Annotated in this window: 14 protein-coding genes; 10 read left to right on the forward strand and 4 right to left on the reverse strand. The window is 65.6% G+C overall.

Annotated features, from left to right (window positions below):
- Window positions 1–20: 20 nt before the first annotated feature.
- The 8 genes from AC1KAR_RS06675 to AC1KAR_RS06710 all read left to right on the forward strand — a co-directional run bounded on the left by AC1KAR_RS06675 (window position 21) and on the right by AC1KAR_RS06710 (window position 7947).
- Window positions 21–803: an ABC transporter ATP-binding protein gene (locus tag AC1KAR_RS06675; RefSeq protein ID WP_480315760.1), complete on the forward strand. Its 783-nt coding sequence runs from the start codon at window positions 21–23 to the stop codon at window positions 801–803.
- Between the two features lie 79 nt (window positions 804–882).
- A complete protein-coding gene (locus AC1KAR_RS06680; protein WP_480315762.1) occupies window positions 883–1812 on the forward strand; it encodes a branched-chain amino acid ABC transporter permease in 930 nt (309 codons plus the stop codon).
- A gap of 95 nt (window positions 1813–1907) precedes the next feature.
- Window positions 1908–2972 carry a branched-chain amino acid ABC transporter permease gene (locus tag AC1KAR_RS06685; protein WP_480315764.1) on the forward strand — a complete coding sequence of 355 codons (1065 nt, stop codon included), beginning with the start codon at window positions 1908–1910 and terminating at the stop codon, window positions 2970–2972.
- A 58-nt stretch (window positions 2973–3030) separates the two neighbouring features.
- Window positions 3031–4365 (forward strand): ABC transporter substrate-binding protein, encoded by a 1335-nt coding sequence (locus tag AC1KAR_RS06690; protein WP_480315766.1) that lies wholly within the window; start codon window positions 3031–3033, stop codon window positions 4363–4365.
- A gap of 106 nt (window positions 4366–4471) precedes the next feature.
- A complete protein-coding gene (locus tag AC1KAR_RS06695) occupies window positions 4472–5293 on the forward strand; it encodes an ABC transporter ATP-binding protein (protein WP_480315768.1) in 822 nt (273 codons plus the stop codon).
- Complete coding sequence (locus tag AC1KAR_RS06700) at window positions 5290–5592, forward strand: hypothetical protein (RefSeq protein WP_480315770.1); 303 nt, start codon at window positions 5290–5292, stop codon at window positions 5590–5592. Before AC1KAR_RS06695 ends, AC1KAR_RS06700 begins: the two co-directional genes overlap by 4 nt.
- A complete protein-coding gene (locus AC1KAR_RS06705) occupies window positions 5592–6839 on the forward strand; it encodes a phenylacetate--CoA ligase family protein (protein ID WP_480315772.1) in 1248 nt (415 codons plus the stop codon). The genes AC1KAR_RS06700 and AC1KAR_RS06705 overlap by 1 nt, the downstream gene beginning before the upstream one ends.
- Before the next feature lie 136 nt (window positions 6840–6975).
- Entirely contained in the window at window positions 6976–7947 is a 972-nt protein-coding gene (locus AC1KAR_RS06710) for a tripartite tricarboxylate transporter substrate-binding protein (protein WP_480315774.1), read from the forward strand.
- A 102-nt stretch (window positions 7948–8049) separates the two neighbouring features.
- On the opposite strand, the gene dtd is transcribed toward AC1KAR_RS06710, so the two are convergent.
- Window positions 8050–8493 carry a D-aminoacyl-tRNA deacylase gene (gene dtd, locus AC1KAR_RS06715; protein ID WP_480315776.1) on the reverse strand — a complete coding sequence of 148 codons (444 nt, stop codon included), beginning with the start codon at window positions 8491–8493 and terminating at the stop codon, window positions 8050–8052.
- Complete coding sequence (tyrS, locus tag AC1KAR_RS06720) at window positions 8490–9746, reverse strand: tyrosine--tRNA ligase (RefSeq protein ID WP_480315778.1); 1257 nt, start codon at window positions 9744–9746, stop codon at window positions 8490–8492. The genes dtd and tyrS overlap by 4 nt, the downstream gene beginning before the upstream one ends.
- 203 nt (window positions 9747–9949) lie before the next feature.
- Between tyrS and AC1KAR_RS06725 the strand changes: the two genes are divergently transcribed.
- Together AC1KAR_RS06725 and AC1KAR_RS06730 are read left to right on the forward strand one after the other, a co-directional pair.
- Window positions 9950–11338: a peptidoglycan DD-metalloendopeptidase family protein gene (locus AC1KAR_RS06725; protein ID WP_480315780.1), complete on the forward strand. Its 1389-nt coding sequence runs from the start codon at window positions 9950–9952 to the stop codon at window positions 11336–11338.
- 38 nt (window positions 11339–11376) lie between these two features.
- Complete coding sequence (locus tag AC1KAR_RS06730) at window positions 11377–12480, forward strand: anhydro-N-acetylmuramic acid kinase (protein WP_480315782.1); 1104 nt, start codon at window positions 11377–11379, stop codon at window positions 12478–12480.
- A gap of 83 nt (window positions 12481–12563) precedes the next feature.
- Here the strand turns inward: AC1KAR_RS06730 and erpA are convergent, their stop codons facing one another.
- Together erpA and AC1KAR_RS06740 are read right to left on the reverse strand one after the other, a co-directional pair.
- Window positions 12564–12941, reverse strand: coding sequence for an iron-sulfur cluster insertion protein ErpA (gene erpA / locus AC1KAR_RS06735; RefSeq protein ID WP_480315784.1), 378 nt, complete (start codon window positions 12939–12941; stop codon window positions 12564–12566).
- A 49-nt stretch (window positions 12942–12990) separates the two neighbouring features.
- Window positions 12991–13389 (reverse strand): bactofilin family protein, encoded by a 399-nt coding sequence (locus AC1KAR_RS06740; protein ID WP_480315786.1) that lies wholly within the window; start codon window positions 13387–13389, stop codon window positions 12991–12993.
- Window positions 13390–13423 lie beyond the last annotated feature (34 nt).

Consider the following 13423-nt stretch of genomic DNA (forward strand, 5'->3'; position numbering starts at 1 on the left):
ATCCTGACGAGGCCGAGCCCATGACCCGCAAGATCGGCGAGGTCATCCTCGACGTGCAGAACATCTCGCTCAGCTTCGGCGGCGTGAAGGCGCTCACCGACATCAGCTTCAATGTGCGCGAGCACGAGATCCGCGCCATCATCGGCCCGAACGGCGCGGGCAAGAGCAGCATGCTCAACTGCATCAACGGCGTGTACCAGCCGCAGCAGGGCTCGATCACCTTTCGCGGCCAGACCTTCAGGCACATGAACTCCCGGCAAGTGGCCGAGATGGGCGTGGCGCGCACCTTCCAGAACCTCGCGCTGTTCAAGGGCATGAGCGTGCTCGACAACATCATGACGGGGCGCAACCTCAAGATGAAGTCGAACCTGCTGATGCAGGCCCTGCGGCTCGGACCGGCGCAGCGCGAAGAGATCGCGCAGCGCGAGTTCGTCGAACGCATCATCGACTTCCTCGAGATCCAGCCCTACCGCAAGACGCCCGTGGGCCGCATGCCCTACGGCCTGCAAAAGCGCGTGGATCTCGGCCGCGCACTCGCGATGGAGCCGCAGGTGCTTCTGCTCGACGAGCCCATGGCCGGCATGAACGTGGAAGAGAAGCAGGACATGAGCCGCTTCATCCTCGACGTGAACGACGAGTTCGGCACCACCATCGTGCTGATCGAACACGACATGAGCGTGGTGATGGACCTGAGCGACCGCGTGGTCGTGCTCGACTACGGCCGCAAGATCGGTGACGGTGCGCCCGACGAGGTGCGCAACAACCCGGATGTGATCCGCGCCTACCTCGGAGCTGAACACTGATGACAGCCCCCAGCGTCACGATGTTCCGGCCCCCCGAGGGGGCGCAAAGCCTCCTTGGGGCGGCCCGGCGGAGTCTTTGATGGCCTTCTTCCTTGAAACCCTGTTCGGCGGCCTGATGGCCGGGATGCTGTATTCGCTGATCGCGCTCGGCTTCGTGCTGATCTACAAGGCCTCGGGCGTCTTCAACTTCGCGCAGGGCGCGATGGTGCTGTTTGCGGCGCTCGCGATGGCGCGGCTGTCGCAGTGGATACCGGCGTGGCTGGGCATCGAGAGCAAGCTGCTGGGCAACGTGCTGGGCTTCGTGGCCGCGATGCTGATCATGGTGGTGGTGGCGTGGTTGATCGAGCGCCTGGTGCTGCGCCACCTCGTCAACCAGGAGGGCATCACCCTCTTGATGGCCACACTCGGTATCGCTTACTTTCTCGACGGCCTGGGCCAGACGCTCTTCGGCAACGACATCTACAAGATCGACGTGGGCATGCCGAAGGACCCTGTCTTCGTGCTCGAGTCGGTCTTTCAAGGTGGCGTGCTGATCAGCCAGGAAGACCTCGTGGCCGCAGCCATCGCCGCCGCGCTGGTGGTGGTACTGGCCCTCTTCTTCCAGAAGACCTCGGTGGGCCGCGCGCTGCGTGCCGTGGCCGACGACCACCAGGCGGCGCAGTCGATCGGCATCCCGCTCAACCGCATCTGGGTGATCGTGTGGAGCGTGGCGGGCTTCTCGGCGCTGGTGGCCGGCGTGATCTGGGGCAGCAAGCTGGGCGTGCAGTTCTCGCTCTCGCTGGTGGCGCTGAAGGCATTGCCGGTGGTCATTCTCGGCGGGCTGACCTCGGTGCCGGGCGCCATCATCGGCGGGCTGCTGATCGGGGTGGGCGAGAAGCTCTCGGAGCTGTACATCGGGCCGATGCTCGGCGGCGGCATCGAGATCTGGTTCGCGTATGTCTTGGCGCTGGTGTTCCTTGTCGTGCGGCCCCAGGGCTTGTTCGGCGAAAAAATCATTGATCGCGTATGAAGTACGCGACCAGTGATTTTTCGGTGCAGGCTGACTTGCGCAGCAAGTTGAGCGAAGCGTGCCGCAACCAAAAGATCATCGATCGGGCCTAGGCCATGCTGTACAGAGAAAACGGCCAGTTCAAGACCAGCTACCGCGCCGACCTGCAGATCTTCCCGATCCTGCAGGACCGAATCGTCATCATCGCGCTGCTGCTGGTCGCCTTCGTCGTGGTGCCGATGACGGCGCCGGAGTACCTCTTCCGCGCCATCCTCACGCCCTTCCTGATCCTGTCGCTGGCAGCACTGGGGCTCAACATCCTCGTCGGCTACTGCGGGCAGATCTCGCTCGGCACCGGCGCCTTCATGGCGGTGGGTGCGTACGCGGCCTACAACTTCCATGTGCGCATAGACGGCATGCCGCTGCTCGCCTCGCTGCTGCTCGGTGGCCTGTGCGCCACAGCCGTGGGCGTGCTGTTCGGCATCCCCTCGCTGCGCATCAAGGGGCTCTACCTCGCGATGGCCACGCTGGCCGCGCAGTTCTTCACCGACTGGGCCTTTCTGCGGATCAACTGGTTCACCAACAACTCGACATCAGGCTCGGTCAGCGTGGCCGGTCTCAACGTGCTGGGCCTGCCGATCGAATCACCGGTGAGCAAATACCTGCTGTGCCTGGGCATCGTCAGCGTGTTCGCGCTGATGGCCAAGAACCTGGTGCGCTCGCACATCGGCCGCGAATGGATGGCCATGCGCGACATGGACGTGGCCGCCGCCGTGATCGGCATACGCCCGATGTACGCCAAGCTCACGGCGTTTGCGGTCAGCTCGTTCATCGTGGGCGTGGCCGGCGCGCTGTGGGGCTTCATCCACCTCGGGGCGTGGGAGCCGGCGGCCTTCAACATCGACCGCTCCTTCCAGCTGCTCTTCATGGTGATCATCGGCGGGCTGGGCTCGATCATGGGCAGTTTCATCGGCGCGGCTTTCATCATCTTGCTGCCGCTGCTGCTGAACCAGATCCCGCTGTGGTTCGGTATCCCGCTCTCGACCGCGCTGGCCTCGCACCTGGAGGCCATGATCTTCGGCGCCCTCATCGTGTTCTTCCTGATCGTCGAGCCGCACGGGCTCGCGCGTTTGTGGTCCACCGCGAAAGAAAAGCTGCGGTTGTGGCCCTTTCCTCACTGAAAAGACGAACCGGCATTCACATCGCACTGACAAGTGCTCTTTCCCTCTGGAGGCAGACATGAAGTTGACTTCTTTTGCACGCATTGCCGCGGTGGCCGCGGTGGGTTGGAGCAGCCTGGTGACTGCGCCGGCCGCCCTCGCCCAAGCCAAGGAGCAGTTCTTTCCGCTGCTGGTCTACCGCACCGGCGCCTACGCGCCGAACGGCACGCCCTGGGCCAACGGCAAGCAGGACTACATCAAGATGATCAACGCGCGTGACGGCGGCATCAACGGCGTGAAGCTCACGTTCGAAGAGTGCGAGACCGGCTACGCCACCGACCGCGGCGTCGAGTGCTACGAGCGCCTGAAGGGCAAGCCCGGCGCGGCCGTGATCGACCCGCAGGCCACCGGCATCACCTTCGCGCTGACCGACAAGGTGCCCAACGACAAGATCCCGCTCATCACCCTGGGCTACGGCCTGGCCGCATCGCAGGACGGCGGCGTGTTCAAGTGGAACTTCCCGCTCATGGGCTCGTACTGGACGGCGGCCGACGTGCTCATCCAACACATCGGCAAGAAGGAAGGCGGCCTCGACAAACTCAAGGGCAAGAAGATCGCGCTGGTCTACCACGACTCGCCCTTCGGCAAGGAGCCGATGCCGCTGCTGGAAGAGCGCGCCAAGATGCACGGCTTCGAGCTGCTGAAGATCCCAGTGACCGCGCCAGGTGTGGAACAGAAGTCGGCCTGGCTGCAGGTGCGCCAGAACCGCCCCGACTACGTGTTGCTGTGGGGCTGGGGCGTGATGAACTCCACCGCGCTGAAAGAGGCCGTGGCCACCGGCTACCCGCGCGACAAGATGTATGGCGTGTGGTGGGCCGGCGCCGAGCCCGACGTGAAGGACGTCGGTGAATCGGCCAAGGGCTACAACGCCCTGGCGCTCAACACCTCAGGCCAGTCGCAGAAGGTCATCCAGGACATCATCAAGTACGTGCACGACAAGGGCCAGGGCACCGGTCCGAAGGAGGAAGTGGGCTCGGTGCTGTACACGCGCGGTGTGATCATCCAGATGCTGGCGGTCGAGGGCGTGCGCCGTGCGCAGGAGCGCTATGGCAAGGGCAAGGTGATGACGGGCGAGCAGGTGCGCTGGGGCCTGGAGAACCTGGCGCTCGACCAGAAGAAGCTCGACGCGATGGGCTTTGCCGGCGCACTGCGCCCCATCAGCACCTCGTGCCTCGACCACATGGGCACCACCTGGACCCGCGTTCACACCTGGGACGGCGCGAAGTGGAACTTCTCGTCTGACTGGTACCAGGCCGACGAGCAGATCATCAAGCCGATGGTGAAGGCGGCGGCTGACAAGTACGCGGGCGAGAAGAAGCTCACCCGCCGTGCTCCGGAGGACTGCCAGTCATGACCCACCCCCGGAGCGGCTCACACCGCTCCCCCTCAAGGGGGCGCTGCCAGCGGCCCGGCAAAGCCGGTTCCGCGGCAGCCGCTTGATCAGGAACGGTGAGATTCGCATGGGCAACATCCTCCTCAACGTCAGCGGCATCGAGGTCATCTACAACCACGTGATCCTCGTGTTGAAGGGCGTGTCCCTGCAGGTGCCCGAAGGCGGCATCGTGGCCTTGCTCGGCGGCAACGGTGCCGGCAAGACCACCACGCTGCGCGCGGTGAGCAACCTGCTGGCGGGCGAGCGCGGTGCGGTCACCAAGGGCAGCATCGAGCTTCGCGGCGAGCGCATCGAGGCGCTGTCCACCTCGGAAATGGTGAACCGTGGCGTGATCCAGGTGATGGAGGGCCGGCACTGCTTCGCCCACCTCACCATCGAGGAGAACCTGCTGACCGGCGCCTACACGCGGCGTGATGGCAAGGCCGCGATTGCGCAGACGCTGGAGAAGGTCTACACCTACTTCCCGCGGTTGAAGACACGCCGCACGTCGCAGGCGGCCTACACCTCGGGCGGCGAGCAGCAGATGTGCGCCATCGGCCGCGCGCTGATGGCCAACCCGAAGATGGTGCTGCTCGACGAGCCCTCGATGGGACTCGCGCCGCAGATCGTGCAGGAGGTGTTCGAGATCGTGAAAGACCTCAACACCCGCGAGCACGTGACCTTTCTGCTGGCCGAACAGAACACCGGCATGGCGCTGCGCTATGCCGACTACGGCTACATCCTGGAGAACGGGCGCATCGTGATGGACGGCGCCGCCTCGTCGCTGGCCGACAACGAAGACGTGAAGGAGTTCTACCTCGGCACCGGGGGCTCGCGAGACGGCGGCGCCGATCGCAAGAGTTTCCGCGACGTGAAGAGCTACAAGCGACGCAAGAGGTGGCTGGCATGACCAACGACAACGGCTTCTTCGCCCTGCCCGCATTCAAGCCCGACGACTCGCTGGTGCTGCTCAAGCGCCAGCTGCGCGAGTTGCGCCCGCTCGCCGAGCGCGGCAACGGCTTCGCACTAGGCGGCAAGCCGGTGATCGAGTTGAAGGCAGACGCCGCCACGCTGACGGCCAGGCTCGCCAAGCGGCCGGCCGTGTCACCCGACTGGGACACGCTCACGCTAAAGAACAGCGTCGACGTGCGCAAGTGCGTCGATGAAGTGAAGAAGCGCCTCGCCCGCTGGCAACAGGACGCAGAGTGATGAGCGAACACTACGACGCACTCGAAACACGCGCGCCCGCCGAGCGCGAGATCGCGCTGCTGGCCGCGCTGCCCGCGCAGATCGCGCATGCGCAGGCGCGCACGAGCGCCTTCGCGCAGATCCTGCAAGGCGTGAATGCCGGCGACGTCACGAGCCGCACTGCCCTCGCGCGCCTGCCCGTCACGCGCAAGCACGAGTTGATGGAGCGACAACGTGCGCAGACCGCGCACGATCCATTCGGTGGATTCTCGGCGCTGCGCTGGGGGCAGGCGCGATGTGTGTTCCAGTCGCCCGGGCCAATCTACGAACCCGAGGGTTCGGGCGCCGACTACTGGCGGGTTGCACGCGCCCTCTTTGCCGCGGGGTTCCGTGCGGGCGACCTGGCACACAACACTTTCAGCTATCACTTCACACCCGCGGGCTCGATGATGCAGACCGGCGCGCACGCGCTCGGCTGCACCGTGTTCCCGGGCGGCACCGGCCAGACCGAACAGCAGGTGCAGGCCATCGCCGAACTTCAACCGGTGGGCTACATGGGCACGCCGAGCTTCCTCAAGCTGATCGTCGAGAAGGCCGGCGAGTTGGGCCGGCCGATCCCCTCGCTGCGCAAGGCGGCGGTGAGTGGCGAAGCCTTTCCACCCAGCCTGCGCGACTGGCTGGCCGAGCGCGGCATCACGGCCTACCAGTTCTACGGCACGGCCGATCTGGGCAACATCGCCTACGAGACCTCGGCGCGCCAGGGCCTGGTGATCGACGAGGGGGTGATCGTCGAGATCGTTCGCCCCGGCACCGGCGACCCTGTGACCGAAGGCGAGGTGGGCGAATTGGTCGTCACCACACTCAATCCCGACTACCCGCTGATCCGATTCGGCACCGGCGATCTCTCGGCCGTGCTGCCCGGAGCCTGCCCGACCGGGCGCACCAACACGCGCATCAAGGGCTGGTTGGGCCGCGCGGACCAGACCGCGAAGGTGCGCGGCATGTTCGTGCACCCCAGCCAGGTCGCCGAGGTGCTGCGGCGCTTTCCGGAGGCCGGCAGGGCGCGGCTGGTGGTGAGCGGCGAGATGGCCAACGACCGCATGACGCTGAAGGTGGAAACCACCACTGCCGGTGACGACGGCCTGGCCGCCCGCCTGGCCGACGCCCTGCGCGAGGTGACCAAGCTGCGCGGCGAGGTCGAGTTCTGCGCCCCCGGCAGCCTGCCCAACGACGGCAAGGTGATCGACGACACGCGCAAGTACGAGTAGCGGCCGGCAAGCGAGCCTTCGGGTAAGCGTGAACCGGGGCTTACGTAGTTTCCGCCATGCCCGGGGCCGGGGGGCTTCCGACAATCTGCCATCTCGAATCTGCCACCCTGAGTCCACGCAGGCTGAAAGGAAACCCATGAAGCGCACGTTGCTCGCACTGCTCGCACCCCTGGCCGCCGCCAGCGCCTTTGCCGAATTCCCCGACAAGCCGATCACGCTGGTCATCCCCTTCGCCGCCGGCGGGCCGACCGACAAGGTAGCCCGCGACTTTGCCGAAGCCGTGCGCAAGCCGCTGGGCAACGCAACGATCGTGATCGACAACGTCGCCGGTGCCGGCGGCACGCTTGGCAACGCCAAGGTGGCCAAGGCGTCACCCGATGGCTACACGCTGCTGCTGACGCACGTGAACATGGCCACCGCGGTGGCGCTGTACCGCAACCTGCCGTACAAGCCGCTCGAAGACTTCGAGTACGTCGGCCTCGTCAACGAAGTGCCCATGACGCTGGTCGGTCGCCCCTCGCTGCCCGCCAACAACTACACCGAACTCGCGGGCTGGATCAACGCCAACAAGGGCAAGATCAACCTCGCGCATGCCGGCCTCGGCTCGGCCTCGCACCTGTGCGGCCTGCTGTACCAATCGACGGTCAAGGTCGAGATGACTCCCGTGCCGTACAAGGGCACCGCCCCGGCCATGAACGACCTGCTCGGCGGCCAGGTCGACATCATGTGCGACCAGACCACCAACACCACCGGCCAGATCGAGGCGGGCAAGATCAAGGCCTACGCGGTCTCCACCACCAAGCGCCTCGCGACCCCTGCGCTGGCCAAGCTGCCCACGCTCGACGAATCCGGCCTGAAGGGCTTCAACGTGACGATCTGGCACGGCGTGTACGCCCCCAAGGGCACACCCAAGGCCGTGATCGACAAGCTGAATGCGGCACTCAAGACCGCACTCAAGGACCCCCAGTTCATCAAGAACCAGGAAAGCCTGGGCGCCGTGATCGTGTCCGACGCCCGCATGAACCCGGCCGAGCACAAGAAGTTCGTCTCGGACGAAATCAACAAGTGGACACCCATCATCAAGGCAGCCGGCCAGTACGCCGACTGACCGCTGACGGTTCGACGACCGAAGACGACGGTCGCTGACCCGAAGAATCTCCTCAGTGAAGACCCATTGGCCACCTTCGGGTGGCCTCTTTTTTGGCCGCGCTCAGGCGCGCAGCGTGTAGGGGATCGTGACCGGCCCGTCGTTGACGAGGTGCACGCGCATATCAGCACCGAACTCGCCGGCCGCGACCACGGGGTGCAGCGAGCGCGCCGTGGCGAGTACACGCTCGTAGAGACGGCGCCCGAGCTCGGGCGCGGCCGCGCCGGTGAAACTCGGCCGGTTGCCGCCCGACACGTCGGCGGCCAGGGTGAACTGGCTCACGATCAAGAGCCCGCCTTGCACGTCGACCACACTGCGGTTCATCTTGCCGTCCAGGTCGGCGAACACACGCAGCTTGAGCAGCTTGGCGACGAGCTTGTCGGCCAAGGCTTCGGTGTCACCGGGCTCCGCGCAGACCAGCACCAGCAGCCCGACGCCGATCGCCCCGACCACCTGGCCGGCCACTTCGACGCGAGCCTCGCTGACGCGCTGCGAGACTGAAATCACGCGAGCGTGACGCGCGCGAACTTGCGCTTGCCGACTTGCACGACATAGGTGCCGACGTCCAGCTTCAGCCCCTTGTCGCTGACCGCATCGCCATTGATCTTGACACCGCCGCCGTCGATCAGCCGGCCGGCCTCGCTCGTCGAGGGAGCCAGGTTGGCCTGCTTGAGCAACGCACCGATGCCGAGCGGCGCGCCACCGAGCGAGACCTCCGGGATCTCGTCGGGCACACCACCGCGCGCACGGTTGTTGAAATCGGCCTCGGCAGCATCGGCCGCCACCGCGCTGTGAAAGCGCGTGGTGATTTCCTTGGCCAGCATCACCTTGGCGTCCTTCGGGTTGCGCCCGCCCTCGACCTCGGCCTTGAGCCTTTCAATCTCGGCCTCGGGCCTGAAGCTCAGCAGCGTGAAGTACTTCCACATCAGCGCATCGCTGATCGAGAGGATCTTCGCGAACATGCCGTTGGCCGGCTCGGTGATCGCGATGTAGTTGCCCTTGCTCTTGGACATCTTCTCGACGCCGTCGAGCCCTTCGAGCAGCGGCATGGTCAGGATGCACTGCGGCTCCTGGCCGTATTCGGCCTGCAGCGTGCGGCCCATCAACAGGTTGAACTTCTGGTCAGTCCCGCCGAGTTCGAGGTCGCTCCTGAGCGCCACCGAGTCGTAGCCCTGCATCAGCGGGTACAGGAACTCATGCACGCTGATCGGCGTGCCGGCCTTGAAGCGGTCGTGGAAGTCATTGCGCTCCATCATGCGCGCCACGGTGTAGCGGGCCGCGAGCTGGATCATGCCGCGCGCGCCCAGGGGGTCGCTCCACTCGCTGTTGTAGCGAATCTCGGTCTTGGCCGGGTCGAGCACCAGGCTCGCCTGCCTGTAATACGTCTCGGCGTTGGACTTGATCTTCTCCGGCGTGAGCGGCGGGCGGGTGGTGTTGCGGCCCGAGGGGTCGCCGATCATCGAGGTGAAGTCGCCGATGAGAAATATGACCGTGTGACCCAGGTCCTGCAGCTGGCGCATCTTGTTGAGCACCACGGTATGCCCCACATGGATGTCGGGCGCAGTCGGGTCCAGGCCGAGCTTGATGCGCAGTGGCACGCCCGTTGCTTCTGACTTCGCCAGTTTTGCCACCCAGTCGGCTTGCGGGAGCAGTTCATCGCAGCCACGCAGTGAGACGGCCAACGCTTCTCGAACCTTGTCGGTGATCGGATGCTTGGGCGCGGTGTCGGTCGAGGCCGCGTTGTTTTCAGACTGTGACATGGGGCAATTGGAATCCACGGGGAATTCCGGAAATTGGGGAAAAAGGGGCTGGCTATACTGCCGTGCACCCCGCCGGACACCCCGGGCATAGGGGCCCGCCAAAGCGCTCACGATTCTAGTGGGCGCCCTTCGGGCAGAGACAAACCGAGAGCGCCAACTCCCTGGTGGCGCTTGCAGACCAGGCCAACCGGCCTCGCCGCCAATTGAATTCGCTAGACAAGTTCCAGGCTGCCCTCGCGACTGCGTCGACTCAGGCCACCCATTTCGTCGGTAAACACCCGCGCACGCTCACCTCACTCATCGTCGCCAGCCTGATGGGTTTTGGGGTCACGGCCTTCGGCATCGCGCCCTTGGCCCCCGATGCCGCCGACCTGCCGCGGCGCATGGTGACGGAAATCGTCACCCCGGACGACATCACGTCGCAGATCGAGACGCTGGCCAGCCACACGCTCGAGCTGTACCGCAGTGATTTCACGCGCAATGCCGACACCGTCGACTCGCTGCTCACGCGCCTGAGCGTTACCGACGTGGCCGCTGCGGCCTTCCTGCGCAGCGACGCTACCGCCCGCAGACTGCTCGAAGGCCGCGCCGGCAAGATGGTGCAGGCGCGAGTGAGCGAGACGGGGCAGCTCGAAGAGCTGGTCGCACGCTTCCCGGCCGAGAAGGCCGAGCAGTTCAGCACCCACTTCTCGCGCCTGCGCGTGACACGCACCGACGACACGCTGCACGCCGAGGTCGAAGTCGCGCCGCTCGAAACCCAGGTTCGCCTGGGCAGCGGCACCGTGCGCAGCTCGCTGTTCGCTGCGACCGACGAAGCCCAGATCCCCGACACCGTGGCCACGCAAATGGCCGAAGTCTTTTCGACCGACATCGACTTCCGCCGCGAACTGCGTCGGGGCGACACCTTCACGGTGCTGTACGAAGCACTCACCGCCGATGGCGAGCCCATCTCCTGGAACCAGGCCGCAGGCCGGCTGCTCGCCTCGGAGTTCGTCAGCAATGGTCGCAGCCACTCGGCCGTCTGGTACGAAGACGGCCACACCAAGGGCAGCTATTACAGCTTCGGCGGCGAGAGCAAGCGGCGCGCATTCCTCGCGAGCCCGATGGAGTTCTCGCGCGTGACCTCCGGCTTCTCGATGCGCATGCACCCCATCCACAAGACATGGCGCGCGCACCTGGGCGTCGACTATGGCGCCCCCACCGGCACAGCCGTGCGCAGCGTGGGTGACGGCACGGTCGATTTCGCGGGCTGGCAAAACGGCTACGGCAACGTGGTCGAGATCCGTCACAACAACAATCGCACGACCTTGTACGCCCACCTGAGCCGCATCGATGTGCGCCGTGGGCAGCGTGTCGACCAGGGCGTGCAGATCGGCGCCGTGGGTGCTACCGGCTGGGCCACCGGCCCGCACCTGCACTTCGAGTTCAAGGTGAACGGCGAGCAGCAAGACCCGCTCGTGATCGCAAAGACCTCCGAAGCCATCACCCTGTCGCCCGCCTCACGCCTGCAGTTCGTGATGGCATCGCAACAGCTGCAGCGCCAACTCAAAACCGCCGAGCCGCAGGGCAGCCGCCTGGCCTACGTCGAGTAGTCGGCACCGTCAGATTCGAGCCATTGCACAATTCGCCGATGGCTGAATTGTTTGCGGGCTTGATGTCGGGCACCTCGCTCGACGGTGTCGATGGCGTCCTGGCGGAGTTCGCCCCCAGCGGCGTGCCCAGGGTCGTCGCACATGCCTACCGCGCATTTCCCGAGCCGCTACGCGACGAACTGCTCGCACTGAACGCGTCCGGCCCGGACGAACTCCACCGCGCCGCTCTCGCCGCCACCGTGCTCGGTGGCCTGTACACCGAGGTCGTGGCCGAACTGCTCGCGCAAGCGCAGGTTCCCGCTTCGGCCGTTCGCGCGATCGGCAGCCATGGACAGACCGTCCGCCACCGCCCCGCCCTGGGCTACACTTGGCAGATCAACAACCCGAGCCTGTTGGCAGAGGGCACCGGCATCGGCGTGGTGGCCGACTTCCGCAGCCGCGATGTGGCTGCGGGCGGTCAAGGGGCGCCGCTGGTCGCCGCCTTCCACCGGGCACTGTTCGGCCAGTCCGGCGAGGCCCGCGCGGTGCTGAACCTCGGTGGCATCAGCAACCTGACGGCCCTCCTCGCCGACGGCCAGACCACCGGCTTCGACTGCGGCCCGGCTAACGTGCTCATGGACCTTTGGTGCCTGCGGCATACGGGGCAGCGCTTCGATGCCGACGGCACCTGGGCTGCCAGCGGCCACGTGCTGCCCGCCTTGCTCGCCCTGCTGTTGCAGGAGCCCTACTTCGCCGAGGCCCCACCCAAGAGCACGGGCCGCGACCTCTTCAATGCAAGCTGGCTTGATGCGCGTCTGGCGCTGCACGATGGGCAAGCCCGTCCCGAGGACATTCAAGCCACTTTGTGCGAGCTCACTGCGCTTACGTGCACACAGGCCATCCGGGCCCATGCAGGCACCTCGAGCGAGTTGCTGGTCTGCGGTGGCGGCGCGCTGAACAAGTACCTGATGACCCGGTTGGCTCACCATCTGCCGACCATGGACGTGCGCCTGACCGACGACCGCGGGCTGCCGGCACAGCACGTCGAGGCCGCCGCGTTCGCGTGGCTTGCCTTCCGGCACGTGCATCGCGAGCCAGGCAACCTCAGCGCCGTGACTGGGGCATCGGGCCCACGCGTGCTGGGCGCCTTCTACCCGGGCTGAGCGACCCCGCTCAAGCGCAAAGACATCGCCAAATGAAAAGGCCGCCTCGAAGGCGGCCTTGGCACTTCAGGGGAGATGAGTCCTCAGACCGAGAAGCTGGACCCGCAGCCGCAGGTGGTAGTTGCGTTCGGGTTCTTGATCACGAACTGCGCACCCTGCAGATCGTCCTTGTAGTCGATCTCGGCACCCGCCAGGTACTGCAGGCTCATGGCGTCGATCAGAAGGGTGACGCCGTTCTTGTTCATTTGCGTGTCGTCTTCATTGACGATTTCATCGAACGTGAAACCGTACTGGAAGCCCGAGCAGCCGCCGCCCTGCACGAACACGCGCAACTTCAACTCGGGGTTGCCTTCTTCATCGACCAGTTCCTTGACCTTGTTCGCCGCGCTGTCGGTAAAGACCAGCGGCACCGGCGGTGCGTCGACTTCAGGGGTTTGAACGGTGCTTGCTGCTGCGCTCATGGGTATTCCTTCCAGACAATGGCCGAATTATCCACGCGCCCGGCAGTTCTCACCCGGCACTGGAAGCAGCCAACTTGATGAGTGCGGGCTTTTCCTCGGCTTTCAAGGGGTGCAGCTCGCCATCGATCGATGCGCCTTGGTGCATTTCGAGCGATTCGTATTTCACGTCGCCCACGATCACGGCCTTGGGCTGCAACTCCAGGAGTTCGTCCGACTCCACCGGGCCGGTCACATGGCCATTGATGATCACGTGGCCCGCCTTGACGCGGCCGGTCACCTTCGCCTTCTCGCTGATCACCAGGATGCTGCGCGAGCCCGGCGCTGCGACCACGTCGCCCTGGACCTCGCCGTCGATGCGCAGGCCATCAGCGAACAATAGTTCACCGCGAATGACCGTGCCCTCACCAATGAGGGTGCGAATCGGGGGCTGCTTCTTCTTGGCGAACATGTGTGACTCCTTGGGTCGTCGTGGGTCGGTTCGG

The organism is Piscinibacter sp. PDB1-1 (genome assembly GCF_056675995.1).